The 22,036-nt window shown below is 67.7% G+C and carries 22 protein-coding genes; 11 read left to right on the top strand and 11 right to left on the bottom strand.

Features of this window, described 5'->3' with window-relative positions; genetic code table 11:
* Positions 1 to 34: 34 nt before the first annotated feature.
* The 4 genes from aspS (at position 35) to CX676_RS06830 (ending at position 5,172) form a co-directional block, all read left to right on the top strand.
* Positions 35 to 1,810, top strand: a complete 1,776-nt coding sequence (gene aspS / locus CX676_RS06845; protein ID WP_101751951.1) for an aspartate--tRNA ligase — start codon at positions 35 to 37, stop codon at positions 1,808 to 1,810.
* Between the two features lie 75 nt (positions 1,811 to 1,885).
* Positions 1,886 to 3,256, top strand: coding sequence for a DUF1800 domain-containing protein (locus CX676_RS06840; RefSeq protein ID WP_101751950.1), 1,371 nt, complete (start codon positions 1,886 to 1,888; stop codon positions 3,254 to 3,256).
* Positions 3,257 to 3,265: 9 nt separating this feature from the next.
* Positions 3,266 to 4,435 (top strand): DUF1501 domain-containing protein, encoded by a 1,170-nt coding sequence (locus CX676_RS06835; RefSeq protein ID WP_101751949.1) that lies wholly within the window; start codon positions 3,266 to 3,268, stop codon positions 4,433 to 4,435.
* A gap of 23 nt (positions 4,436 to 4,458) precedes the next feature.
* On the top strand, positions 4,459 to 5,172 hold the full coding sequence (locus tag CX676_RS06830; protein WP_101751948.1) for a GNAT family N-acetyltransferase: 714 nt from the start codon (positions 4,459 to 4,461) through the stop codon (positions 5,170 to 5,172).
* A 29-nt stretch (positions 5,173 to 5,201) separates the two neighbouring features.
* Here CX676_RS06830 and CX676_RS06825 read toward each other — a convergent pair whose 3' ends face one another.
* A complete protein-coding gene (locus CX676_RS06825) occupies positions 5,202 to 5,939 on the bottom strand; it encodes a response regulator (RefSeq protein WP_101754190.1) in 738 nt (245 codons plus the stop codon).
* A 146-nt stretch (positions 5,940 to 6,085) separates the two neighbouring features.
* Between CX676_RS06825 and mce the strand changes: the two genes are divergently transcribed.
* Together mce and CX676_RS06815 are read left to right on the top strand one after the other, a co-directional pair.
* Positions 6,086 to 6,490 carry a methylmalonyl-CoA epimerase gene (gene mce, locus CX676_RS06820; RefSeq protein ID WP_101751947.1) on the top strand — a complete coding sequence of 135 codons (405 nt, stop codon included), beginning with the start codon at positions 6,086 to 6,088 and terminating at the stop codon, positions 6,488 to 6,490.
* Complete coding sequence (locus CX676_RS06815; protein ID WP_101751946.1) at positions 6,490 to 6,762, top strand: DUF1467 family protein; 273 nt, start codon at positions 6,490 to 6,492, stop codon at positions 6,760 to 6,762. The genes mce and CX676_RS06815 overlap by 1 nt, the downstream gene beginning before the upstream one ends.
* Here CX676_RS06815 and CX676_RS06810 read toward each other — a convergent pair.
* Entirely contained in the window at positions 6,716 to 7,435 is a 720-nt protein-coding gene (locus CX676_RS06810; protein WP_101751945.1) for an EI24 domain-containing protein, read from the bottom strand. The two genes, CX676_RS06815 and CX676_RS06810, sit on opposite strands and share 47 nt — an antisense overlap.
* Positions 7,432 to 8,019: a nitroreductase family protein gene (locus tag CX676_RS06805; protein WP_101751944.1), complete on the bottom strand. Its 588-nt coding sequence runs from the start codon at positions 8,017 to 8,019 to the stop codon at positions 7,432 to 7,434. The genes CX676_RS06810 and CX676_RS06805 overlap by 4 nt, the downstream gene beginning before the upstream one ends.
* A 95-nt stretch (positions 8,020 to 8,114) precedes the next feature.
* On the opposite strand from CX676_RS06805, the gene CX676_RS06800 reads away from it, so the two are divergent.
* A complete protein-coding gene (locus tag CX676_RS06800; RefSeq protein ID WP_101751943.1) occupies positions 8,115 to 8,366 on the top strand; it encodes a DUF167 domain-containing protein in 252 nt (83 codons plus the stop codon).
* On the opposite strand, the gene CX676_RS06795 is transcribed toward CX676_RS06800, so the two are convergent.
* The gene (locus CX676_RS06795; protein WP_101751942.1) at positions 8,363 to 8,608 is read right to left on the bottom strand and encodes a hypothetical protein; all 246 of its coding nucleotides are present in this window, start codon (positions 8,606 to 8,608) and stop codon (positions 8,363 to 8,365) included. The two genes, CX676_RS06800 and CX676_RS06795, sit on opposite strands and share 4 nt — an antisense overlap.
* 234 nt (positions 8,609 to 8,842) lie before the next feature.
* On the opposite strand from CX676_RS06795, the gene CX676_RS06790 reads away from it, so the two are divergent.
* Together CX676_RS06790 and CX676_RS22750 are read left to right on the top strand one after the other, a co-directional pair.
* Positions 8,843 to 9,601, top strand: a complete 759-nt coding sequence (locus tag CX676_RS06790; protein ID WP_101751941.1) for a M48 family metalloprotease — start codon at positions 8,843 to 8,845, stop codon at positions 9,599 to 9,601.
* Positions 9,602 to 9,807: 206 nt separating this feature from the next.
* A complete protein-coding gene (locus CX676_RS22750; RefSeq protein WP_198590300.1) occupies positions 9,808 to 10,170 on the top strand; it encodes a hypothetical protein in 363 nt (120 codons plus the stop codon).
* A 67-nt stretch (positions 10,171 to 10,237) separates the two neighbouring features.
* Here CX676_RS22750 and ilvN read toward each other — a convergent pair whose 3' ends face one another.
* From ilvN to CX676_RS06770, 3 genes are all read right to left on the bottom strand, one after another.
* On the bottom strand, positions 10,238 to 10,798 hold the full coding sequence (ilvN, locus tag CX676_RS06780) for an acetolactate synthase small subunit (RefSeq protein WP_101751940.1): 561 nt from the start codon (positions 10,796 to 10,798) through the stop codon (positions 10,238 to 10,240).
* 67 nt (positions 10,799 to 10,865) lie between these two features.
* Complete coding sequence (locus CX676_RS06775; RefSeq protein WP_101751939.1) at positions 10,866 to 12,620, bottom strand: acetolactate synthase 3 large subunit; 1,755 nt, start codon at positions 12,618 to 12,620, stop codon at positions 10,866 to 10,868.
* Between the two features lie 160 nt (positions 12,621 to 12,780).
* A complete protein-coding gene (locus tag CX676_RS06770; RefSeq protein ID WP_101751938.1) occupies positions 12,781 to 13,656 on the bottom strand; it encodes an arginyltransferase in 876 nt (291 codons plus the stop codon).
* 182 nt (positions 13,657 to 13,838) lie between these two features.
* Here CX676_RS06770 and CX676_RS06765 point away from each other — a divergent pair, with 182 nt between their 5' ends.
* On the top strand, positions 13,839 to 16,649 hold the full coding sequence (locus CX676_RS06765; protein WP_101751937.1) for a [protein-PII] uridylyltransferase family protein: 2,811 nt from the start codon (positions 13,839 to 13,841) through the stop codon (positions 16,647 to 16,649).
* Positions 16,650 to 16,730: 81 nt separating this feature from the next.
* On the opposite strand, the gene CX676_RS06760 is transcribed toward CX676_RS06765, so the two are convergent.
* A complete protein-coding gene (locus CX676_RS06760) occupies positions 16,731 to 19,106 on the bottom strand; it encodes a glycosyltransferase (protein WP_101751936.1) in 2,376 nt (791 codons plus the stop codon).
* Positions 19,107 to 19,174: 68 nt separating this feature from the next.
* Positions 19,175 to 20,338: a glutamine-hydrolyzing carbamoyl-phosphate synthase small subunit gene (gene carA, locus CX676_RS06755; RefSeq protein WP_101751935.1), complete on the bottom strand. Its 1,164-nt coding sequence runs from the start codon at positions 20,336 to 20,338 to the stop codon at positions 19,175 to 19,177.
* 143 nt (positions 20,339 to 20,481) lie between these two features.
* Here carA and CX676_RS06750 point away from each other — a divergent pair, with 143 nt between their 5' ends.
* Positions 20,482 to 20,946 carry a GatB/YqeY domain-containing protein gene (locus tag CX676_RS06750; RefSeq protein ID WP_101754189.1) on the top strand — a complete coding sequence of 155 codons (465 nt, stop codon included), beginning with the start codon at positions 20,482 to 20,484 and terminating at the stop codon, positions 20,944 to 20,946.
* 69 nt (positions 20,947 to 21,015) lie between these two features.
* On the opposite strand, the gene CX676_RS06745 is transcribed toward CX676_RS06750, so the two are convergent.
* Positions 21,016 to 21,495 (bottom strand): DUF2244 domain-containing protein, encoded by a 480-nt coding sequence (locus tag CX676_RS06745; protein ID WP_101751934.1) that lies wholly within the window; start codon positions 21,493 to 21,495, stop codon positions 21,016 to 21,018.
* A 60-nt stretch (positions 21,496 to 21,555) separates the two neighbouring features.
* Positions 21,556 to 22,017 carry a hypothetical protein gene (locus CX676_RS06740; RefSeq protein WP_101751933.1) on the bottom strand — a complete coding sequence of 154 codons (462 nt, stop codon included), beginning with the start codon at positions 22,015 to 22,017 and terminating at the stop codon, positions 21,556 to 21,558.
* Positions 22,018 to 22,036: the final 19 nt, after the last annotated feature.

Genomic DNA, 22,036 nt, shown 5'->3' with positions numbered 1-22,036 from the left:
GCTTTGAGCAGGGGCTGAACGAAAGAGGTCCGCCATGCACGCCTATCGCAGCCATACCTGCGCCGAACTGACCGCCGCCAATGCCGGGGAAACCATCCGCCTGTCGGGCTGGGTTCATCGCGTGCGCGATCATGGGGGCGTGCTGTTCGTCGACCTGCGCGACCATTACGGCATGACCCAGGTCATCGCCGACAGCGATAGCCCGGCCTTTGCCGCGATGGAGAAGCTGAAGGCCGAGACCGTCATCCGCGTCGATGGCCGGGTCAAGCTGCGCGATGCCAGCCTGATCAACCCCAAGCTGCCGACCGGCGAGATCGAGGTCTATGCCACCGGGCTGGAGGTGCTGGGCCCCGCCGACGAGCTGCCGCTGCCGGTCTTCGGCGATCAGGAATATCCCGAGGAAACGCGCCTCGCCTATCGCTTCCTCGACCTGCGCCGCGAAAGCCTGCACCAGAACATCATGCTGCGCTCGAAGGTCGTCCGCTCGATCCGCAACCGCATGTGGGATCAGGGCTTTACCGAGTTCCAAACCCCGATCATCACCGCGTCTTCCCCCGAGGGCGCGCGCGACTTCCTCGTGCCCTCGCGCCTGCATCCGGGCAAGTTCTATGCCCTGCCGCAGGCCCCCCAGCAGTTCAAGCAGCTGATCATGGTCGCGGGCTTCGACCGCTATTTCCAGATCGCGCCCTGCTTCCGCGACGAGGATCCGCGTGCCGACCGCTCGCCCACCGATTTCTACCAGCTCGATGTCGAGATGTCCTTTGTCGAGCAGGAGGATGTGTTCAACACCATCCAGCCGGTCATCCAGGGCCTGTTCGAGGAATTCGGCAATGGTCGCCCGGTCGATGTCAACTGGCCGCGCATCCCCTATGCCGAGGCGCTAAAGAAATACGGTTCCGACAAGCCCGACCTGCGCAACCCGATCGAGATGCAGGATGTGAGCGATCACTTCCGCGGCTCGGGCTTTGGCATCTTCGCCAAGCTGCTGGAACAGGAGGGCACCGAGGTCCGCGCCATTCCCGCGCCGACCGGCGGCTCCCGCAAGTTCGCCGACCGGATGAACGCCTTCGCGCAGAAAGAGGGCCTGCCGGGCATGGGTTACATCTTCTGGCGCAAGGCCGAGGATGGCTCGACCGAGGCCGCCGGCCCGATCGCCAAGGCATTGGGGGCGGAGCCGACCGAGGCGATCCGCCTGCAGCTGGGTCTGGGCGAGGGTGATGCCGCCTTCTTCCTTGGCGGCAAGGCCGAGCAGTTTGAACCCGTCGCCGGCCGCGCCCGGAACGAGATCGGTCGCGAACTGGGTCTGACGCAGGAAAACCAGTTCAAATTCGCCTGGATCGTCGATTTCCCGATGTATGAGAAGACCGACGAGGGCAAGATCGACTTCAGCCACAACCCCTTCTCGATGCCGCAGGGCGGTCTTGAGGCGTTGAACGGCGATCCGCTGGCAGTGAAAGGCTATCAATACGATCTGGCCTGCAACGGCTACGAGCTGATTTCCGGCGCGATCCGCAACCACAAGCCCGAGATCATGTTCAAGGCCTTCGAACTGGCGGGTTACGGCCATGACGAGGTGGAAAAGCGGTTCGGCGGCATGGTCAAGGCCTTCCGCTATGGCGCCCCGCCGCACGGGGGCTGCGCGGCCGGGATCGACCGGATCGTGATGCTTCTGGCGGACGAGGTGAACATCCGTCAGGTCATCATGTTCCCGATGAACCAGCGGGCCGAGGATCTGATGATGGGCGCGCCGTCCGAGCCCACCAACGAACAGATGCGCGAACTGCGCCTGCGCGCCCTGCCGAAAGAGTGATCTGACATCCCGCTTCGGGGCATGCGATAAGACGCCGGGGGCCCTGCCTCCGGCGTTTTGTGTTGATGGTCAGAGATGTCGGTTTCCTTTCCCGAACTTGCGGCCATAAGGCTGGGATATGGCCTGTCGCCGCTGATGCCGCCGCCCGCGACCCCGGGCGAGGTGCTGGACAGCGTGGCCGCCGCCGCGCCCGGGCCTGAGGCGGTGACGCTCGAACAGGCGCGCGAGGTGATTGGCCGGCATTTGGCCCTTGGCCGGAACCGCATGGACAGCGGCAGCGAGGGGCAGGCAGAGTTTCGCGCCCTGAACCGGGAACTGGCGCTGATGCCGATGGTCGAGCTGCGCCAGCGGTTGGCCCGCGCGGTGGATGCCCCTGCCGGTTTCGGCGAGCGGCTGGTGCAGTTCTGGTCCGATCACTTCACCACCCGTTCGAACGCCACCAACACCCACCATCTGCGCCTGGCCTTCATCGACGAGGCCATCCGGCCGCATCTCGGCGGGCGGTTCGAGGCGATGCTGATCGCCGCCAACACCCATCCGATGATGCTGCGCTACCTCGACCAGGGCCGCTCGATCGGGCCCAATTCCCGCGCTGCGCGAAACAACCCGAACCGCAGGATGGGCCTGAACGAGAACCTTGCCCGCGAGACGATCGAGCTGCACACGCTTGGCGTCGATGCGGGCTATGACCAGGACGATGTGCGGCAGCTGGCGGAATTGCTGACCGGGCTGGTGTTTCGGCCCAAGACCGACGAGCTGTTCCTGAAGAACTGGGCCGAGCCGGGGGCCGAAACCGTGCTGGGCCGCAGCTATGGCGGCGACGGCCCGGCGCGGATCGAGGATATCCATGCGGTGCTGACCGATCTGGCGCGCCATCCCGACACCGCCCGCCACCTCGCGCGGAAGCTAGCGGTGCATTTCGTCGCCGACGAGCCCAGCCCGGCACTGGTGGATGAGCTGGCTGCCACCTGGGGCGAGAGCGGCGGCGATCTGTCGCAGGTCTATGCGGTGCTGGTCGGCCATCCCGATCTGGCTGCCCAGTTCCGCCAGAAGGTGCGCCAGCCCTTCGACTATCTGGCCAGCACTTTGCGCGCGCTTGGCGTGTCGGGGCAGGCGATCCTCGCCATCGAACCGCGGCGGATCAGGAACGATTTCGGCGCCGCGCTGACCCGGATGGGTCAGCCCTGGTACCAGCCGGTCGGTCCCGATGGCTGGGCCGAACCGGCCGCCGACTGGATCACCCCGCAGGGGCTGGCGGCGCGGATCGAGTTCTCGCTGAAGCAGCCTTCGCGACTGGTCGAGACATTGCCCGACCCGCGCGATTTCCTGCACACGGCGCTGGGGTCGACCGCCGGCGAGGCGCTGAACTGGGCCGTTCCCAAGGCGGAATCGGCGCGCGAGGGGGTGGCGATGGTGCTGGCCTCGAACGACTTCAACAGGCGATAGGGGGCGATCATGCTGAGCCGCCGGCTGTTTCTGAAATCCACCGCCCTGATCGGCTGTTCCGCCGCCGCCCATCCCTTGCTCAGCAGCATGAGCTTTGCCGCCGCCCCGGGCGAGAACCGGCTGGTCGTCATCATCCTGCGCGGGGCGATGGACGGGCTGGATGTCTTGCAGCCCTATGGCGACCCGGAACTGGCGCGCCTCCGCCCGACGCTGGCGATGGGGCCGGCCAAAGGGGCGCTGGATCTCGATGGCTTCTATGCGCTGCATCCGGGCCTCTCGGCGCTTTACCCGCTGTGGCAGGCGGGCGAGCTGGGCTTCGTGCCGGCGGTCTCGACCCCCTACCGCGACAAGCGCAGCCATTTCGATGGGCAGGACCTCTTGGAGGCCGGAACCGGCAATGACCTGCCGGTGCGCTTCCGCCAGGGTGGCTGGCTGAACCGGCTGTTGCAGGCGATGCCGGGGGCAATGTCCGAGACCGCCTATTCGGTCGGGGTCGAGGAGATGTTGATCCTGTCGGGCAAGGCACCGGCACGCAGCTGGGCGCCCGATGCCGAGCTGGAGCTGTCGCCGCAGGCGCAGCTGCTGCTGGATCACCTCTATCACGAGGACGCGCTGTTCCGCGACGCGGCGGCAGAGGCGAACCAGATCGCCGCCGAGACCATGCAGCCCGAACGGCGCAGCCGCGCCGATGCCGCCGGGCTGGGGCGCTTCGCGGCCACGCGGCTGAACGGCGAGACCCGGATCGCCAGCTTCTCGGTCGCCGGATGGGACAGCCATGCCAACCAGCCCGCCGTGATCGGCAAGGCGATGACGCGGCTGTCGGATGCGATCCTTGCGCTGCGCGAGGGGCTGGGGGCGAACTGGGCCAAGACCACGGTGCTGGCGATGACCGAGTTCGGCCGCACCGCGCGGCAGAACGGCTCGAACGGCACCGATCACGGCACCGGCGGCGCGATGCTGATGGCGGGGGGCGCGATCCGCGGCGGCCGGGTCATCGGCGACTGGCCGGGGCTGGGCGAGGGCGATCTTTATGCCGGGCGCGACCTGATGCCCCTGCGCGATGTGCGCGCCCATGCGGCCTGGGCCATGGCGGGCCTCTATGGCATCCCGCGCAACCAGCTGGAGACCAGCATCTTTCCGGGTCTGGACATGGGGGACGATCCGCGCATTCTGGCCTGAGCCGATTGCCCGAGGATGCGCCCATGCCGACCGATCCCCGCCCCCTGGGCGACGCCCTGACCGCCTTCACCCCGCCGCCTGCGCCGGGACCCGCCGCCATCGATGGCCGTTTCGTCCGGCTGGAGCGGCTGGACCCGTCGCGCCATGCCACCGACCTCTTCGCTGCCAACCAGGGCGGTGACCAGGTCTGGGACTACCTCGGCTATGGCCCCTTCACGCGGGTCGAGGATTACCGCGACTGGCAGGCGGCGATGGCCGCATCATCCGACCCCTATTTCTACGCCATCCGCGATCTGGCCTCGGACCTTGTACTGGGCGTGGCCTCCTATCTCAGGATCGACATTGCCAATGGCGTTATCGAGATCGGCCATATCCAGCTGTCGCCACCCCTGCAGCGCACGGCTGCGGCCAGCGAGGCGCTAATGCTGATGGTGGGCTGGGCCTTCGACGCGGGCTATCGCCGGGTCGAGTGGAAATGCAACGGCCTGAACGCCCCCTCGCGCCGGGCGGCGATCCGGCTTGGCTTTACCTACGAGGGCACCTTCCGCCACCACATGATCACCAAGGGCCGCAACCGCGACACCGCTTGGTTCGCGATCATCGACAGCGAGTGGCCGATGCTGAAACAGGCCTATCACACATGGCTTTCGCCGCAGAATTTCGATGCGGATGGCCAGCAGCGCGCCAGCCTGAACGCGCTGACCGCGGCGGCGCTGCCGGGGCGGGTGGACGGGTAGGGCGGCAGGGCGCGGCGCTGTGCGGCGCCTCAGATCCCCTTTGCCGCCGCCAGCCGCTCGTAGACCAGCCCGCTGATCCGGGTCAGGTCCGCCGCCAGGGACCGTCCATCGGCATGGTCGCGTGCCAGCAGGTTGGCCGCATCTTCCAGCGCCGTGTCATGGGCCGAGCGGCCCAGCCCGGCAAGGAAGCCGGCGATGTAATCCACCGCGCCAGTATTCTCGGCCGCGGCCATCACCTCGACGATATGCAGCAGATCGTCGCGCAGCGCCGTGGCATCGGGCGCGATCACGTCATCGGTCAGCAGGCGCGGACCGCCGAGCCGCACGGCGGCGGGCAGGTGGCGCAGCACCATCTGCTGGAAGGCGGCAAGGCTTTCGACGGGCTTGGCCAGGAAGCCGTTGGCACCCGCCTCCATCGCCGCCTGTTCGTTGTCCGGATCGCCCGACATGCCGAGAATCACCGGCACGCGCGGATGCGCCACCACCATGCGCCGGATCAGGTCGGCACCATTGCCGTCGGGCAGACCCAGGTCGACGATCACCACCGAGGGGCGGTAGGTCTGCAGGTGCCGGGCGGCCGAGCGCAGGCAATCAGCCCGCCGGATCCTCGCGCCAGAGCGCAGGCACAGAAGGCGCACAGCCTCGCTGGCAAAGCGCGAATCCTCGACCACCAGCACCGTCAGGCCGGTCAGCGGGCGGTTCGGCAGGTCGATTTTCCACTGCGGCAGGCCCTGTCCCGGTGTTTCCTTTCCAACTTCTGTCAGCATCACCTTGTCCTCGTTGCGATTCTCCCATTGCTCCACCTAAAGTCCTAATCGCTAAGATCAGGTTAACCGCGGCCTTGTTTCCCTTTCCCTCCGGGGCCAGCCGTCCTAGAACCACGCGCAAAGCCCCTGGCCCTGCGGAGACCCCCATGATCGGACGCCTGAACCACGTCGCCATTGCCGTGCCCGACCTCGAGGCCGCCTCGGCGCAATACCAGAACACCCTTGGCGCAAAGGTCGGCGCGCCGCAGGACGAGCCCGATCACGGCGTCACCGTGGTCTTCATCGAGTTGCCGAACACCAAGATCGAGCTGCTTTATCCCCTGGGCGAGAACAGCCCGATCCAGGGCTTCCTGGACAAGAACCCCTCGGGCGGCATCCATCACATGTGCTTCGAGGTCGAGGACATCATCGCCGCCCGCGACAAGCTGAAATCCGAGGGCGCGCGCGTCCTTGGCACGGGCGAGCCGAAGATCGGTGCCCATGGCAAGCCGGTGCTGTTCCTGCATCCCAAGGACTTCAACGGCACCCTGATCGAGCTGGAGCAAGTCTGATGAACCTGACCGGCGGCATCGTCCTTTACGCGGTGATCTGGTTCCTGGTGCTGTTCATCCTGTTGCCCATCGGCCAGCGCAGCCAGGCCGAGGCGGGCGAGGTGGTGCCGGGCACGCCCGCAGGTGCGCCCGACAATCCCCGGCTGAAGCGCAAGATGCTGTGGTCCACGCTGATCTCGGCGGTGCTCTGGGGGATCTGCGCCTATATCATCCTCGGCGGGGTGATCACCCGCGAGGATCTGGAAGCCTGGGGCCGGCTGACCGGCGTATGAGGTGAAAGAGGTGGGTGAACACCGCCGAGGCCAGCACCGGCACGGCGATGTTCAGCACCGGCACCGTCAACAGCACCGCGATGGCGATCCCGGTCAGGGTGATCTGGCCGCTCCGCGCGCCCCTCAGCGCATTGGCCTGCGGCGCCTGCAGATGCCGGCGTGCGGCCATCTGGAAGAATTCGCGCCCCAGCAGCCAGCCGTTCGCGGCATAGAACAGAATGGGCGCGAAGGGGCCAAGGAAGGGCGTGGCGATCAGCGACAGGACCGCGACTCCCAGAACCGCCGCCATCACGCCGAGCGATTCCAGAAGACCATCCAGAAAATCAACGCCTTGCCCGCGATCATTCGGGTAATGGATCATCTCCACCCGATCCGAGACCTGCTCGGCGAACAGCCCCGAGAAGGCGGCGGCGACCGGGGCCATCAGGAAGAAGCCCATCAGCGGGAACAGCGCCAGAGACGACCACGACAGCGCATTGCCGACATCGATCACCGTGCCGATCCAGGGCAGGGTGAAGCTGCCGGGGGTAAAGATACGCACCAGCGCAAAGACCCCGGCCTGCAGCGCCACGAACAACAGAATCGTCAGCCCGATCCCGGTCAAGAGCAGCGACAGGATGCGCGGACGGAACAGGTCGGCCCAACCGAGGGCCAGCGCGCGCGTGAAGGTCATGCCTCGCCGCCTGCGGTGAGATAGCTGGTCTTGGCCGCGATATCGGGGCGCGGACGCTCGGGCGGGGTCTCGCCGCGCGTGCCCAGATGCACCAGCCCGACGATCTTCTCGCCCTCCTGCAGTCCCAGATGGGCGCGGCCGAATCCGGGGTTCAGCGCCGCCAGCCCGGTCAGCCAGGCCGCCCCCCAGCCCGAGGCCAGCGCCGCGTTCACCAGTCCAAGGCAGACCGCGCCTGCCGACAGGAACTGTTCCCAACCCGGCACTTTCGGGCTTTCCACCGGGGTTGAGATCACCGCGACGATGACCGGCGAGGCAAAGGCGGCGGCAGCCTTCTCGGCCCCGGCGGCATCCTGCCCGGCGGCCAGCGCCTCCTGCCGCACCAGCGGTGCCAGGTGATCCAGCGCCGCGCGCTCGATCACCAGGAAGCGCCAGGGTTCCAGCTTGCCATGATCGGGCACCCGTGCGGCCAGCGTCAGCAGGCGCTCGATCTCGGCGCGGTCGGGGCCGGGGTCGCGCAAAAGCTTGGGCGGATAGGACCGGCGATGGGCCAGAAACTCCAATGCGGCGTCGTTGCGATGGTCCATGCGGCTCTCCTCGTGACTTCGGCAGTGATGTAGGCTGCGCCGTGGGGGTTGAACAGGGGTTGCGGGCGCGCGCCCCGCCGCTGCACCCTTGGCGCATGAGCAATCTCAGCCATCTGGCCGTTCCCGGCGCGGTGATCGCGGTGCGCGTCACCCCGCGCGCCGCGAAGAATGCCGTGCTCTCGGACGAGGACGGGCGGGTGCGGGTGCTGGTGACCACCGTGCCCGAGGGCGGGCGCGCCAATGCCGAGGTGCAGAAGCTTCTGGCCAAGGCGCTTGGCGTGGCCAAGACCCGGCTGGTGCTGATCCGCGGCGCCACCGGCCGCGACAAGCAGTTCCGGCTGGATTAATCCCCGCGGCTCAGCCGGTAATTGCCCTCGGGCAGGTCCAGCGCCGCCCGCAATTCCTCAAGCTGTTCCAGCGTGAAGGTGATCCGAGCCACCTCGTTGCCCTCGGGTGTCATCTGTTCGACCACCACCCGGTCGTCGAAGGTCAGGATCACCACGTCCTCGTTCAGCGGGCGCGTCCCGGCATCGGCCTCGTCGATCAGGGTGATGACGGTGGCATCGAAATCATGCTCGATGGTGAACATTCAGGTGATTCCTTCCTTCGCTGGCCTTGGCTGGGGCAGGGGGTCGGGCAGCCCGCTGCTGCCGGCCATCTGATCCGGTTCTGCGGATCGGCGCAACCTCGGGGCCGACAATCGCGTGAACGGCTGCGTGAACAGGTCGATAAGATGCAACCGGGGGGTTTGCGCGCCCGTCCGCAGAGGGTAAAGTCAGCGGAAAGCCGCCGAGACGGCTGACCGATGCATGAGGGCAGTGAAATGCAGATCGCGAAATTGACAGGCCTGTCGCTGGGGGCTGCCTTGGGACTGGCCTCCTGCGCGCCGGTTCCGGGCGGCGTGGTGATGCCGCCGGCCAGTGACAGCGCGCCGATCACCCCCTCGCCCTCGGCCGATCATCCGAACACGGCTTCGGCGGCGGCGCGGTCTTTCGTCACCGTCATGCGCAAGATGGAACCTGCGGTCGAGCGCGAATGCCTGCAGCGCCGCAGCCAGCCGATCAATTGCGATTTCCAGTTCGTCGTCGATGACCGCGCCGGGCTGGAGCCGAATGCCTTCCAGACCGTCGATTCGACCGGCCGCCCGATCATCGGCTTCACGCTGGCGCTGATCGCCTCGGCCCGCAACGCAGACGAGCTGGCCTTCGTCGTCGGCCACGAGGCCAGCCACCACATCCTCGGCCACCTGGACCAGAAGAACCGCGCCGCGCAGGCAGGGGCGGTGCTGGGCAGCATCCTGGGCACCTATACCGGCGGCAATGCCGAGGTGGTGCGCACCGCGCAGCAGATCGGCGCCTCGATCTCGTCCCGCACCTTCTCGAAGGAATGGGAGCTGCAGGCCGATTACATGGGCGCGCTGATCACGCTGAACGCCGGCTATGACCCGCGCCACGGCGCCCGCTTCTTCGAGCGCATCCCCGATCCGGGTGACCGCATCCTCGGCTCGCACCCCTCGCGCGCCGCTCGCATCGCGCAGGTCGATCGCGCCGTGGCCGATTACACCAGCGGCCGCGCCCGCTGATCCCCTGGTTTCGGTCCCCTTGTGGGACCGAAATGACACACATGCGGTTTTTCTGCGGCCCAATGCGGGATTGGTCAGAAACTGCGGATTCAGCCGCAGATTCCGCTTTCTTCAGGCCGAACTGACCCATATGGTTCAATCAATCGTGATGGAAACAGTCGGCGGCGCGGTCGCGCGCCAGCAGTCGCAGGAAGAAGGAGCGCCAGATGATTGGCGTGGTGGTTTGGAGCAGCGCCGAGCGGCAGAAAGCCGTCATCTGGTGCGATGACCATGGGGCGCTCGCCTATCTTCAGGGACCGGAACATCTGATCGGGCAGGGCGAATGGCCCTGTGCCGGTGATCTGGTGTCGCTGGAGTTCGAGACCATCGGCGACCTGCGCCATGCCCGCGCCGTCTCGATCATCGGCCCCCAGCATTTCCCCGGTCTGCCCGATGTGCTGCGCGATGTCGCGCGCGAGGAGCCGCCGCTGCGGCTGGTTACCTCGAACGGCAAGCGGGTCGATCAGGACTACGAGGCCGAGGAAGCACCGGCGGACCGGCTGCGCCGCGTCGCGGGCTGGGCCGGCTAGGCCGCACAGCGCGATCATCCATGGTGACGGGAAGGGGCGGGGCGCGACAGCCGCGCCCCGTTTGCGTTCAGAGCCCGCGGGCCAGCGCGGCCACGCCGGTCCGGGCGATATCCGCCAGACCCAGCGGCTGCATCAGCTCGGCAAAGGCATCGAGCTTGGCCGGGGTGCCGGTCATCTCGAAGACAAAACTTTCCAGCGTCGAATCGACCACGTTGGCGCGGAAGATCTCGGCGATGCGCAGCGCCTCGACCCGCTTCTCGCCCTTGCCGGCCACCTTGAAGAGGCCCAGCTCGCGCTCGACCGAGGGTCCCTCGACCGTCAGGTCATGGACCTCGTGCACCGGCACGATGCGGCCCAGCTGCGCCTTGATCTGCTCGATCACGGCGGGGGTGCCGCGCGTCACCACGGTGATGCGCGAGCGGTGGCCGGTATGATCGACCTCGGCCACGGTCAGGCTGTCGATGTTGTAGCCACGGCCGGAAAACAGCCCGATCACGCGGGCCAGCACGCCCGGCTCGTTCTCGACCAGCACGGCGAGGGTATGGCTTTCCTCGACCTGGGCATTGGGGTCGCGCAGATCATAGGCCGAATGGCTCGATGCGCCCTTCTGGATCTTCAGTGCATTCATCGCTCGGTCTTTCTTCTTCAAGCAAATATCCCGGGGGCGCGGGGGCAGGGCCCCCGCAGCCAACCGGTCAAACCAGGACCGCGCCGCCCGACTGGATCGCGCCGGCGGTTTCGGCCTCGCCCAGCAGCATCTCGTCATGCGGGCGGCCCGAGGGGATCATCGGGAAGACGTTCTCATGCTTCTCGACCAGCACGTCGAGGATATAGGGACCGTCGTAATCCAGCATCGCCTGGATCGCCGCGTCGAGATCGGCCGGATCGCGCACCACCGCGCCGGCGCAGCCAAAGGCTTCGGCCAGCTTGACGAAATCGGGCAGGCTGTCGGACCAGCTCTGGCTGTAACGCTCGCCGTGCAGCAGCTGCTGCCATTGCCGCACCATGCCCAAACGCTCGTTGTTCAGGATGAACTGCTTCACCGGCAGGCGGAACTGCACCGCCGTGCTCATTTCCTGCATGTTCATCAGCCAGCTGGCATCGCCCGCGACGTTGATGACCAGCGCCTCGGGATGCGCCATCTGCACCCCGATCGAGGCGGGCAGGCCATAGCCCATGGTGCCCAGCCCGCCCGAGGTCATCCAGCGGTTCGGCTCGTCGAAATGCAGGTATTGCGCCGCCCACATCTGGTGCTGGCCGACCTCGGTGGTGATATAGCGGTCACGCCCCTTGGTCAGAGCCTCAAGCCGTTCCAGCGCGTGCTGCGGCTTGATGATCTTGTCGGAATTGCGATAGGCGAGGCAGTTCTTGGACCGCCAGCCCTCGATCTTCTCCCACCACTTGCCCAAGGCCGCGCTGTTCACCTTGCGGCCTCGCGATTTCCACACTTTCAGCATGTCTTCCAGCACATGGCCGACATCGCCGACGATGGGAATATCGACATGGATGACCTTGTTGATCGACGAGGGATCGATGTCGATATGGGCCTTGACCGAGCCGGGGCTGAAATCGGCGACGCGGCCGGTGATGCGGTCGTCAAAGCGCGCGCCCAGGTTGATCATCAGGTCGCAGCCATGCATCGCCAGGTTGGCCTCGTAGAGGCCATGCATCCCCAGCATGCCGATCCAGTTCTTGCCCGAGGCCGGGTAGGCGCCCAGCCCCATCAGGGTCGATGTCACCGGGAAGCCGGTCGCATCGGCCAGTTCGCGCAGAAGCTGGCTGGCCGCGGTGCCGGAGTTGATCACGCCGCCACCGGTATAGAGGATCGGACGCTCGGCCCGTTCCATCAACTCGACCAGCCGGGTGATGGCCTGCAGATCGCCCTTGCGTGCAGGCTGGTACGCGCCCGGCTCGACCTGTTTCGGGCCGACATAATCGGCCTCGGCGAATTGCACGTCCTTCGGAATGTCGATCAGCACCGGGCCGGGGCGGCCCGAGGTGGCGACGTGGAAGGCCTTGTGGATGGTCTGGCTCAGCTGCGCCGTGTCCTTCACCAGCCAGTTATGCTTGGTGCAGGGCCGGGTGATACCGACGGTATCGGCCTCCTGGAAGCCATCGGTGCCAATGAGGAAGGTCGGAACCTGCCCCGAGATGACGACAAGCGGGATCGAATCCAAGAGCGCATCGGTCAGCCCGGTGACCGCATTGGTCGCCCCGGGGCCCGAGGTCACCAGCACGACACCCGGCTTGCCGGTCGAGCGGGCATAGCCCTCGGCCATGTGGACCGCGCCCTGTTCGTGGCGGACCAGCACATGGGTGATGTCGTTCTGCTGGAAGATCTCGTCATAAATGGGTAGCACGGCGCCCCCCGGATAGCCGAATACGGTGTCGACGCCCTGATCGCGCAGAGCTTCAATCACCATTTTCGCACCCGTCATGCTTCGGGACATGTCCGTCTCTCCGTAATGAAAAATAAGGCGCGGATTTACGCCGCGCTGCCGCAAACTAGGGGGGCACTCGGGAAGGGTCAATGCCAATTCGCGGAGAAAATGACGCGAAAATCGCGTTTTTTGTAATTTTATTTCCAGAAGCGCGCCTGTGGCGCAAGTTTCATTCAGGTTGCGGCAGGGAAATCCGCGCCACCTGCTCGACGATCGGATCGACCGACAGCGGGTGGGTTTCGCTGTTATGGTTCTCGGGATCGCCGATATTCTGCCAGACCCCGCCCTTGTAGATTTCCAGCGCCGAGAAGCGCGCCTTGTAGTCCATCTTGCGGCTGCCCGGCACCCAATAGCCCAGGTAGACATAGGGCAGCCCGGCCGAGCGGGCGAGTTCGATGTGATCGAGGATGATGTGGCTGCCCAGGCTGGCCGCGCGCAGGTCCGGGTCATAGAAGCTGTAGACGAGGCTCAACCCGTCATCCAGCACATCGGTCAGGCAGACGGCGGCCAGGTGATCCTCGGCTGCCTTGCCCCCGGCAGGCGCGCTGTCGGCTGGCGCTGCGGGCTTCTGCCCGTCACCAAGCGCGCGCGGGCCGCGATACTCGATCACCCGGCTTTTCACCGGGGTTTCCTCGATCATCGCGGCGAATTCGAAGATGTCCATGTCGGCCATGCCGCCATCGGCATGGCGATGGTCGAGATAATGCCGGAACAGCTCGTACTGTTCCTCGGTTGCCCAGGCACTGGTCGACAGGCGCCGCAGCGCGGCATTCCGGCGGATCAGCTTGCGCTGGGTCCGCGATGGGGTGAAATCGGCGACCCGGATACGGGCCGACATGCAGGCGGTGCAGCTTTCGCAGCTGGGACGATAGAGCACGTTCTGCGACCGCCGGAAGCCCTGGCGCGACAGCGCGTTGTTCAGCTCGGCGGCGTTTTCCCCGTGCAGCGCGGTGAACAGCTTTCGCTCGGCCCGCCCATGAAGATAGGGGCAGGGCTGCGGAGCCGTCACATAGAATTGCGGCGCATGGGGCAGGGTATGGCGCATCAGCTGCCTGCCGCAAGAAGCCTGGAAAGGTCAGTCGTCATGCACCTCGCCGGCGCTCGCCGACGCTCCTGATAATCGCGCCAATTGGCGGAACCCTACCAACCTTTGCCGGACGCGCCAAGCATTGTCGCAGTCCTCCGGGGGCCGTTGACGCGATTCCCGCGATGGCTAGTGTGGCGGGCATGGATTTTGCCGCCTCGATCAGCCATTCGCCCATTCCCCATGATTCGGTCCGTGCCGAGGCCGCGCGCGAGGCGCTGGCCGGTCTGCCCGCCCCGGTTGTCGACCTTGCCGCCGGCGCGGCGGGCTGCAGCCCCTACCTCGCCGGGCTGATCGAGCAGGAGCGGGACTGGCTGGCCGGCGCGCTGGACCTCGACGACCCGGTGGCCGCCGTCACCGTGGGGTTCGAGGCGCTGGATGCCGATGACCTGGGCGTGGCGCTGCGTCAGGCCAAGCGGCGGGTGGCGCTGTTCACCGCGCTGGCGGATCTGGGCGGGGTCTGGCAGCTGGAACAGGTGACCGGCGCGATCTCGGACCTGGCCGACCGGGCCGTCGATCTGGCGCTGCGCGTCCATGTCGCCGCCGAGGCGCGGCGCGGCAAGCTGCCCGCCCCGCGCGAGGGCCGCGAGGTGGACGCCGCCGGCATCTTCGCGCTGGCGATGGGCAAGGGCGGCGCCGGCGAGCTGAACTATTCCTCCGACATCGACCTGATCGTCCTCTATGACGATGACGCTTATGATCCCGACGACCAGCACGAGGCGCGCGCCGCGCTGATCCGCGCCACCCGCAAGATGGCCGCGACGCTGTCGGACAATACCGAGCATGGCTATGTCTTTCGCACCGACCTGCGGCTGCGTCCCGACGCGGCGGTGACGCCGGTCTGCATCTCGGCCTCGGCGGCGCTGACCTATTACGAGGCCGAGGGCCGCACATGGGAACGCGCGGCCTATATCAAGGCGCGCCCGGCGGGGGGCGACCTGAAGGCCGGGCAGCGGTTCCTCGAGGAGCTGCGGCCCTTCGTCTGGCGCAAGCACCTGGATTTCGCCGCCATCCAGGACGCCCATGACATGCGCCTGCGCATCCGCGACCACAAGGGTCTGGGCGGGCGACTGGAGGTGCCGGGGCACAACATGAAGCTGGGCCGGGGCGGCATCCGCGAGATCGAGTTCTTCACCCAGACCCGCCAGCTGATCGCCGGTGGCCGCGATCCCGACCTGCGCCGCCGCGACACCGTGGGCGGGCTGGCGGCGCTGGCCGCGAAGGGCTGGATCCCGCCCGAGGTTGCCGCCGAGCTGACCGATCACTATCGTCAGCACCGCGACATCGAGCACCGCATCCAGATGGTGCATGACGCCCAGACCCACAGCCTGCCCAAGGATCACGAGGGGCTGCAGATCATCGCCGAGATGATGGGCGAGGCTGACGTGGACGCATGGTCGGCGCGGCTGAAGGCCCGGCTGGAGCGGGTGCACGAGTTGACCGAAAGCTTCTTCGCGCCGGGCGAGGCCGGCAAGCTGCCCGATCTCTCGGACGAGGCCAAGGCGATCATTGCCCGGTGGGCGGATTACCCGGCGCTGCGGTCCGATCGGGCGCGGGCGATCTTTCGCCGGGTCCAGCCCGAACTGCTGTCGCGCATGGCCCGCGCCTCGCATCCCGACGAGGCGCTGGCGCGGTTCGACGCCTTCCTGTCGGGCCTGCCCGCCGGGGTGCAGCTGTTCTCGCTGTTCGAGGCCAATCCGCAGCTGATCGAGCTGATCGTCGATATCTGCGGCACCGCGCCGGGGCTGGCCAGTTATCTGTCGCGGCATCCGGCGGTGCTGGACGCGGTATTGGGCGGCAGCTTCTTCGCGCCCTGGCCCCGGGCTGAGGGGCTGCAAGCGAGCCTTTCGGCGGCACTGAAATCGGCGCTGGACGCGCCGGGCGGCGGCTATGAACAGGCGCTGGATACGGCGCGGCGTTGGGCGCATGAATGGCATTTCCGCGTCGGCGTGCACCTGCTGCGGGGGTTGATCGATGCCGACGAGGCGGCGGTGCAATATGCCGATCTGGCCGATGCCGCCATCGCCGCGCTGTTCCCGGTCACCGTCGACGAATTTTCCCGCCGCCACGGCCCGCCGCCGGGGCGCGGCGCGGTGGTGTTGGGCATGGGCTCGCTGGGGGCGCGACAGCTGAACACCGGCTCGGATCTTGACCTGATCGTCATCTATGACGCCGAGGGGGCCGAGATGTCCGAGGGGCCGCGCCCCTTGGCGACCCGGCCCTATTACGCGCGGCTCACGCAGGCGATGATCACCGCCGTTTCCGCCCCGACCGCCGAGGGGCGGCTTTACGAGGTCGACATGCGGCTGCGCCCCTCGGGGCGGCAGGGGCCGGTGGCGACCTCGGTGCAGAGCTTCGAGAATTACCAGATGACCGAGGCCTGGACCTGGGAGCACCTCGCCCTGACCCGCGCCCGTCCGGTGGCTGCCGCCGGCCCGGATGGCGCGGCGCTGGCCGATCAGGTCGAGGCGCTGCGCCATAAGGTGCTGCAGGACCGGGGCGGCGAGACGCAGGTGATGCCCGACCTGGCCGAGATGCGCGGCCGCATCTTCCGCGCCAAGGCCCCGGACGGGGCCTGGGAGGCGAAGATCGGGCCGGGCCATCTGCAGGATATCGAGCTGCTGGCGCAGTCCTTTGCGCTGCGCAGCGGCGATCCCGCGCGCGGGGTGGCGGCGCAGGTCCGCGCCGGCAAGCGCGCCGGGCTGATCGCGGGTGCCGAGGCCGACAGGCTGCTGTCGGCGCATCGTTTCCTCTGGCGGCTGCACGCCTCGGGACGGCTGCTGACCGACCGACCGCTCGACATGGAGGAGATCGGCGCGGGCGGGCAGGACCTCTTGCTGCGCGAAACCGGGGCTGCGACGCTGGACGCGCTGGCCGAAACGCTGGCGCGGCAGGGGCGCGAGGCCGAGGCGATCATCGCCGCGCAATTGCCGACGGCCGAGGTCGAGGGCTGACAAGGCAGCTTTGGAATGGCGAGAACCCGGCGCGGGCGCGCGCCGGGTTGTGGCAGTCGCAGGATTGGAAGGTGTGCCGGATCAGGCGGCCCCGCGCCGGCGGCGCAAGAAGGACAGCTGCAGATGGCGGGGTAGGGGTGCGGGAACGGGCGCGCGCCCGGCCGATTCGCTTGACCGATCGCGGCGCAGGGTGGCGGCAGGCCCCGACATGTCCTGCGCCGCACCGATCGCGTCATCGGCGTCCGCTGCAAAATCCTGCCCAAGGATGCTGTTCGAGGCGACCAGCAGCTCGCGCAGCTTGTCCTGCAGCTCGGGTGCCGGCGGGGTCCGCCTAGCGCGGCCATCCTCGAGCACGCCCAGCACCGGGATCGTCACCGTGCCCGGCAGATGCGCGGCGGGGTTCTGCGGCATCGCCGCCACCGGCGGGACCTCGGCTTCGGCGGCGTCCTGCGGCCCGTCATAGACGCCATGCACGGTCTTGTCCCAGTAGAAGGGCTTGACGACGGCCTCGTAGATCGCCTTCCACCCGGCAAGGCAGCCAAGCGGGTGATAGACATGCAGCGTCGGCACCCAGGGGCGCAGATGCCCGCGCTTGGGTCCCCGCACCGCCCAGAGGCCGATGGCGATGTTGACCGCCTCGGCCGATAGCAGCAGCGCGACCAGCACCGCGACCGCATGACCCGGCCAGAGCGCCGAGAGCGGCGCGGCCAGCGGATGCGGCAGGCCAAGGGCGATCAGCCAGAAGCTCAGCAGCACCGGGGCCAGCAGGTATTGCGACAGCGATCCGAGGAACTGCACCTGGAAGGCGATGAAGCGTTTCGCCCCCAGTTCCGCCAGTAGCCGGCGCGGATCGCGCATATGCACGGCCCAGGTCAGCGCATGGCCCTTGATCCAGCGCGAGCGCTGCTTGACCCAGGGCACCGTGCGGCAATTGGCCTCTTCGTCGGTGGTGGTGTCCAGCATCTCGGTACGCAAGCCGCGGCGGGCAAAGCGCACGCCCAGATCGGCATCCTCGGTGACGTTCCACGCGTCCCAGGCCCCGACCTGTTCCAGCGCGGCGCGCCGGCAGAACAGCGTGGTGCCGCCAAGCGGAATGACCAGCCCCAGCCGCGCCGCGCCGGGCAGGATGGCGCGGAACCAGCCGGCATATTCGACGGTGAAACAGCGCGCCAGCCAGTTGGTGCGGGGGTTGTAGAAATCCAGCGCCCCCTGCAGGCAGGCCACGTCATCCGGGGCGAAGTGAAAGCGGCGGGCGACCTTGTGCAGCTGCTCGGGCTCGGGCGCGTCCTCGGCATCCCAGACCCCGATGATCTGACCGCGGCAGAAGTTCAGCGCATAGTTCAGCGCCCGAGGCTTGGTGCGGATCGGGCCATCGGGCACGGTGACGACGCGGATCCAGCGCGGCAGCCCGGCAATGGCCAGCGCGTCGCGGGTGATCCGGTCGCCTTCCTCGATCACCAGCAGGATATCGGTCAACTCGCGCGGATAGGTCAGCCGCGCCAGCCGCCCGACCAGCCGCTCGGCAATGTCGCTTTCGGCGAACATCGGCACCATGACGGAAATCAGCGGCAGCGGCCCGGTCATCTCGGGCGGGGTGCGGCTCAGCGCGGCCAGATCGGCCTTGGCCCGCCGCTCGGCCCGCTCTCCGGCAAGGGTCGCGGCGAAGCAGAGCGCCTTCAGCACGGTCACGCAGACCAGCGTGCCCACCACCCAGATCGCCAGCACCGCGAGAATCGCCACCGGTGCGAAGACCAGCCCAAGCGCCAGCATCGCCAGCGCCCCCAACGCGATCCGGGTGGCGCGGCCTTGGCTGGCCTGGCGGCAGCTTTCCGGGGCCGGCACCCTTGCCTCGGCGGCGCGGATCAGTTGCGTGCGGCGAGTGAGCAGGATCGCCTCCTGCGCGGCGACTTCAGAGCAGAGCAGCATCCGCAGGTTGCCAAAGCCCTCGGGGAAACGGTGCGATACCTCGGCAAAAGCCTCGGGCCGCGCGGTGGCGATCCAGGTCAGCCCGGCGGTGCGGCGCCAGGGGACGAGGGCATGGGTCATGCAGAACTCGGCCCCCAGCTCGTCGATCAGGCGCGGATCGGGGGGCTGGGCCTGCAGATCGACGGTATTGGTGCGCCATTGCCGCGCCAGCGCCCGGGCCAGCGCGTCTTCGGTAACCCAACCCTGGGCCAGCAGGATGTCCTCGAGCCGGGCATCCTGACGCCGGCGCAACACCGCCGCCCGCAGCAGAAGCTCGGAACTGACCGCACCGTCTTCGAGAAGGATCTGGCCGAGGGGGCGCAACTCGCGCGGTGGGGGCGCGGCGTCGCGCGATGCCTTATGACGGGCGAGGGCGGCAGAGCGAAGGCCCGGCCCTGGCAGGGGCAGGACATTGTCAGCGCGATCCGGCGCGGCGGCAGCCGTGATCGGGGTGGTGGGGTCTTCGGCAGGCTCGGAAGCAATGGGCAGCATTGGGCGACTCCCTGCGGTTCACCCATTGCTTGCATGTCAGGCGTTAAAAAGCTGTTAAAGCAGCGTTTTCAGCCCGCGCGCCTTTGCGCCATCGCCTCGGCGAAGCGTTCGAACAGGTAGAAACTGTCCTGCGGACCCGGTGCCGCCTCGGGATGATACTGCACCGAGAAGACCGGCCGGTCCTCGACGCGCAGTCCGCAATTGCTGCCGTCGAACAGGCTGACATGGGTCTCCTTGACGCCGGCGGGCAGGGTCTGGCTGTCGACCGCGAAGCCGTGGTTCATCGAGGTGATCTCGACCTTGCCGGTCTCGATATCCTTCACCGGATGGTTGGCGCCGTGATGTCCGTGGTTCATCTTGATGGTCTTGGCGCCAAGGGCCAGCGCCAGCATCTGATGGCCAAGGCAGATGCCGAAGATCGGCAGGTCGCGGGCCAGCAGCGTCTGGATCATCGGCACGGCATAGGCGCCGGTCGCCGCCGGATCGCCGGGGCCGTTCGACAGGAACACCCCCTCGGGATCATGGGCCAGCACTTCCTCGGCGGTGGCCGTCGCCGGCAGCACTGTCACCTCGGCCCCGGTCGAGGCCAGCGAGCGCAGGATGTTGCGCTTGGCGCCGTAATCCAGCGCCACGACGCGGAAGGGTTTCTCGCCCTGCGGCCGCTCGGGGGCCTCGTCAAAGCCCTTTTCCCAGGACCACAGGCCCTGATCCCACCGGTAGCTCTGGGCGCAGCTGACATCCTTGGCCAGATCGAGGCCGACCAGCCCCTTCCAGTCACGGGCGCGGGCGACCAGCGCGGCAATGTCGAAATTCCCCTCGGGATCATGGGCCAGCACCACATGCGGCGCGCCCTGCAACCGGATCGCGCGGGTCAGCCGGCGGGTGTCGACGCCGCCCATGCCGATCCGGCCACGGCGTTCCATCCATTCAACCAGGTCGCTGGTGGCGCGCCAGTTCGACGGCTCGGTCGGGTCCCATTTCACGATGATGCCGCTGGCCACCGGCTCGGGTGCCTCGTCATCCTCGGGCGTGACGCCGGTATTGCCGATATGGGGGAAGGTGAAGGTGACGATCTGGCTGGCATAGGAGGGATCGGTCATGATCTCCTGATAGCCGGTCATCGCGGTGTTGAAGACCAGTTCGGCCACGACCTCGCCGGTCGCGCCGAAGCCCTGGCCAAAGAACACCGTGCCGTCGGCAAGCGCCAGGCAGGCTGTGGGTTTGTCGGCCATCGCGGCACCTCTGTCTTGAAATCGGCCTGTCAATAGGGGGGGCGGGTGCCGGGGTCAAGCCGGCGCGGCTTGATTTGCGGCGGCAGAATCCCTAAATGACCGGCTTTCCGCCAGATGGGCGGAGCATGAGCAAGGATCAGACAATGGATTTGCGTGTCCGACTGCAGACCGCGACCAAGGAAGCGATGAAAGCCCGCGACAGCGAGCGGCTGTCGACGCTGCGCCTGATCGGCGCGGCCATCAAGGACCGCGAGATCGCCGCGCGCACCGGTGCCGGCGACGAGGCGGTGCTGAGCGATGCCGACCTGATCGCCATCCTGTCGAAGATGGTCAAGCAACGCCAGGAATCCGCCCGCGCCTATGAAGAGGGCTGCCGGATGGAACTGGCCGAGAAAGAGTATAACGAGATCAAGGTGATCCAGGAATATCTTCCGCGCCAGATGTCGGTCGAGGAATCGGCCGAGGCGGTGCAGAAGGCGATCGCCGATCTGGGTGCCGATTCCGTGCGCGACATGGGCCGGGTGATGGCCGAACTGCGCACCCGCCATGCCGGGCAGATGGATTTCGGCGCGGTCGGGCCGATGGTCAAGGAAAAGCTGCTGGCCTGAACCGGGCCGGTCGTCACGACGAAGATGCGGCGTCTGGCCTTGGGTCAGGCGCCGTTTTCTTTTGCCGGGTCAGCGCAGATCGGCCAGCCGGCGCAGCAATTCCCCGTGAAGTTCCCGCCGTTCCTCGGGCGTCAGGAAGGCCCCCAGTTCGATCTCGCGCTGGCCGTCGGTGACGGTCAGGTAATCCTCGACCGGGCCTTTGCGCAGCACCGGGCGCGCCCAATAGGTATTCGTTTCCCAATCCCGCGCCGCGCGACCCGGATCGCTGCGATGGATGCTGAGCCGCTGGCGGTCCATGCGCAGCACCTCACGCGTCTCGCCGCTGCGATAGCTGCGCTGCAGCCCCCACCAGATGCCGCCCACTGCCAGCGCCATGAAGGGCAGAAGCCCCCAGAGCACCGCCGTGCCCAGGACCGCCGCCAGTGGCACGGTCAGCAGCACGACAGTCACGCCGATGAACCAGACAAACCCCTTGCGCGGCAAGGAGCGGAAGGGCCACAGCACCAGCTCGGCCCCGCCCTCGTTCCTGTTGGTCCACGCATATGGCATGGGGCGATTTCTGCCGGGTCGCGCGGCAAAGCGCAACGGTTCCTAAGGATCAGCGCCGTATCAGCCGTCCTTGGCCGCTGCCGCTGCCCGGCAGCCGATCAATTCCTGCGCCTCGTCGCCCAGTTTCCCGGCTGCTGCGGCAACGGCGCGGTCGATCAGCAGGCCCGGATCGGCGGTCACCGCCTCCGTCGTCTCGGTCAGCCCTGCCAGACGCGCCTGCAACCCCTCCGCCGCCACGCCCAATCGTTCCACCGCCTCGGGCATTTCGGCCCCCTCGCGCATTGCCGCCAGATCGCCGCGCAGGCCGGCCACCTCGCCGGTCAGCGCCGCCACCTCGTCCCTGAGCGGCTGCACCGGGGCAAGGTTCTGCGCCAGCTCCCCGGCCACATCGGCGGTGACGGCATGGACCTCGCTGGTCAGCCGCCATGCGAGCCAGAGGCAAAGGGCCACAAGGATCAGCGTGGCATTCAGCAGCGCAAGGATCAGGTTGCGCAGGGTGGGCCAGAGGCGGCGGGCAGGCATGGCATTAACTCCTGAAGCG

It is taken from the genome of Paracoccus zhejiangensis, assembly GCF_002847445.1.
GTDB classification, from domain to species: Bacteria; Pseudomonadota; Alphaproteobacteria; order Rhodobacterales; family Rhodobacteraceae; genus Paracoccus; species Paracoccus zhejiangensis.
The sequence above is the reverse complement of the archived record's forward strand: the minus strand, read 5'-3'. Positions and strand labels throughout refer to the sequence as shown.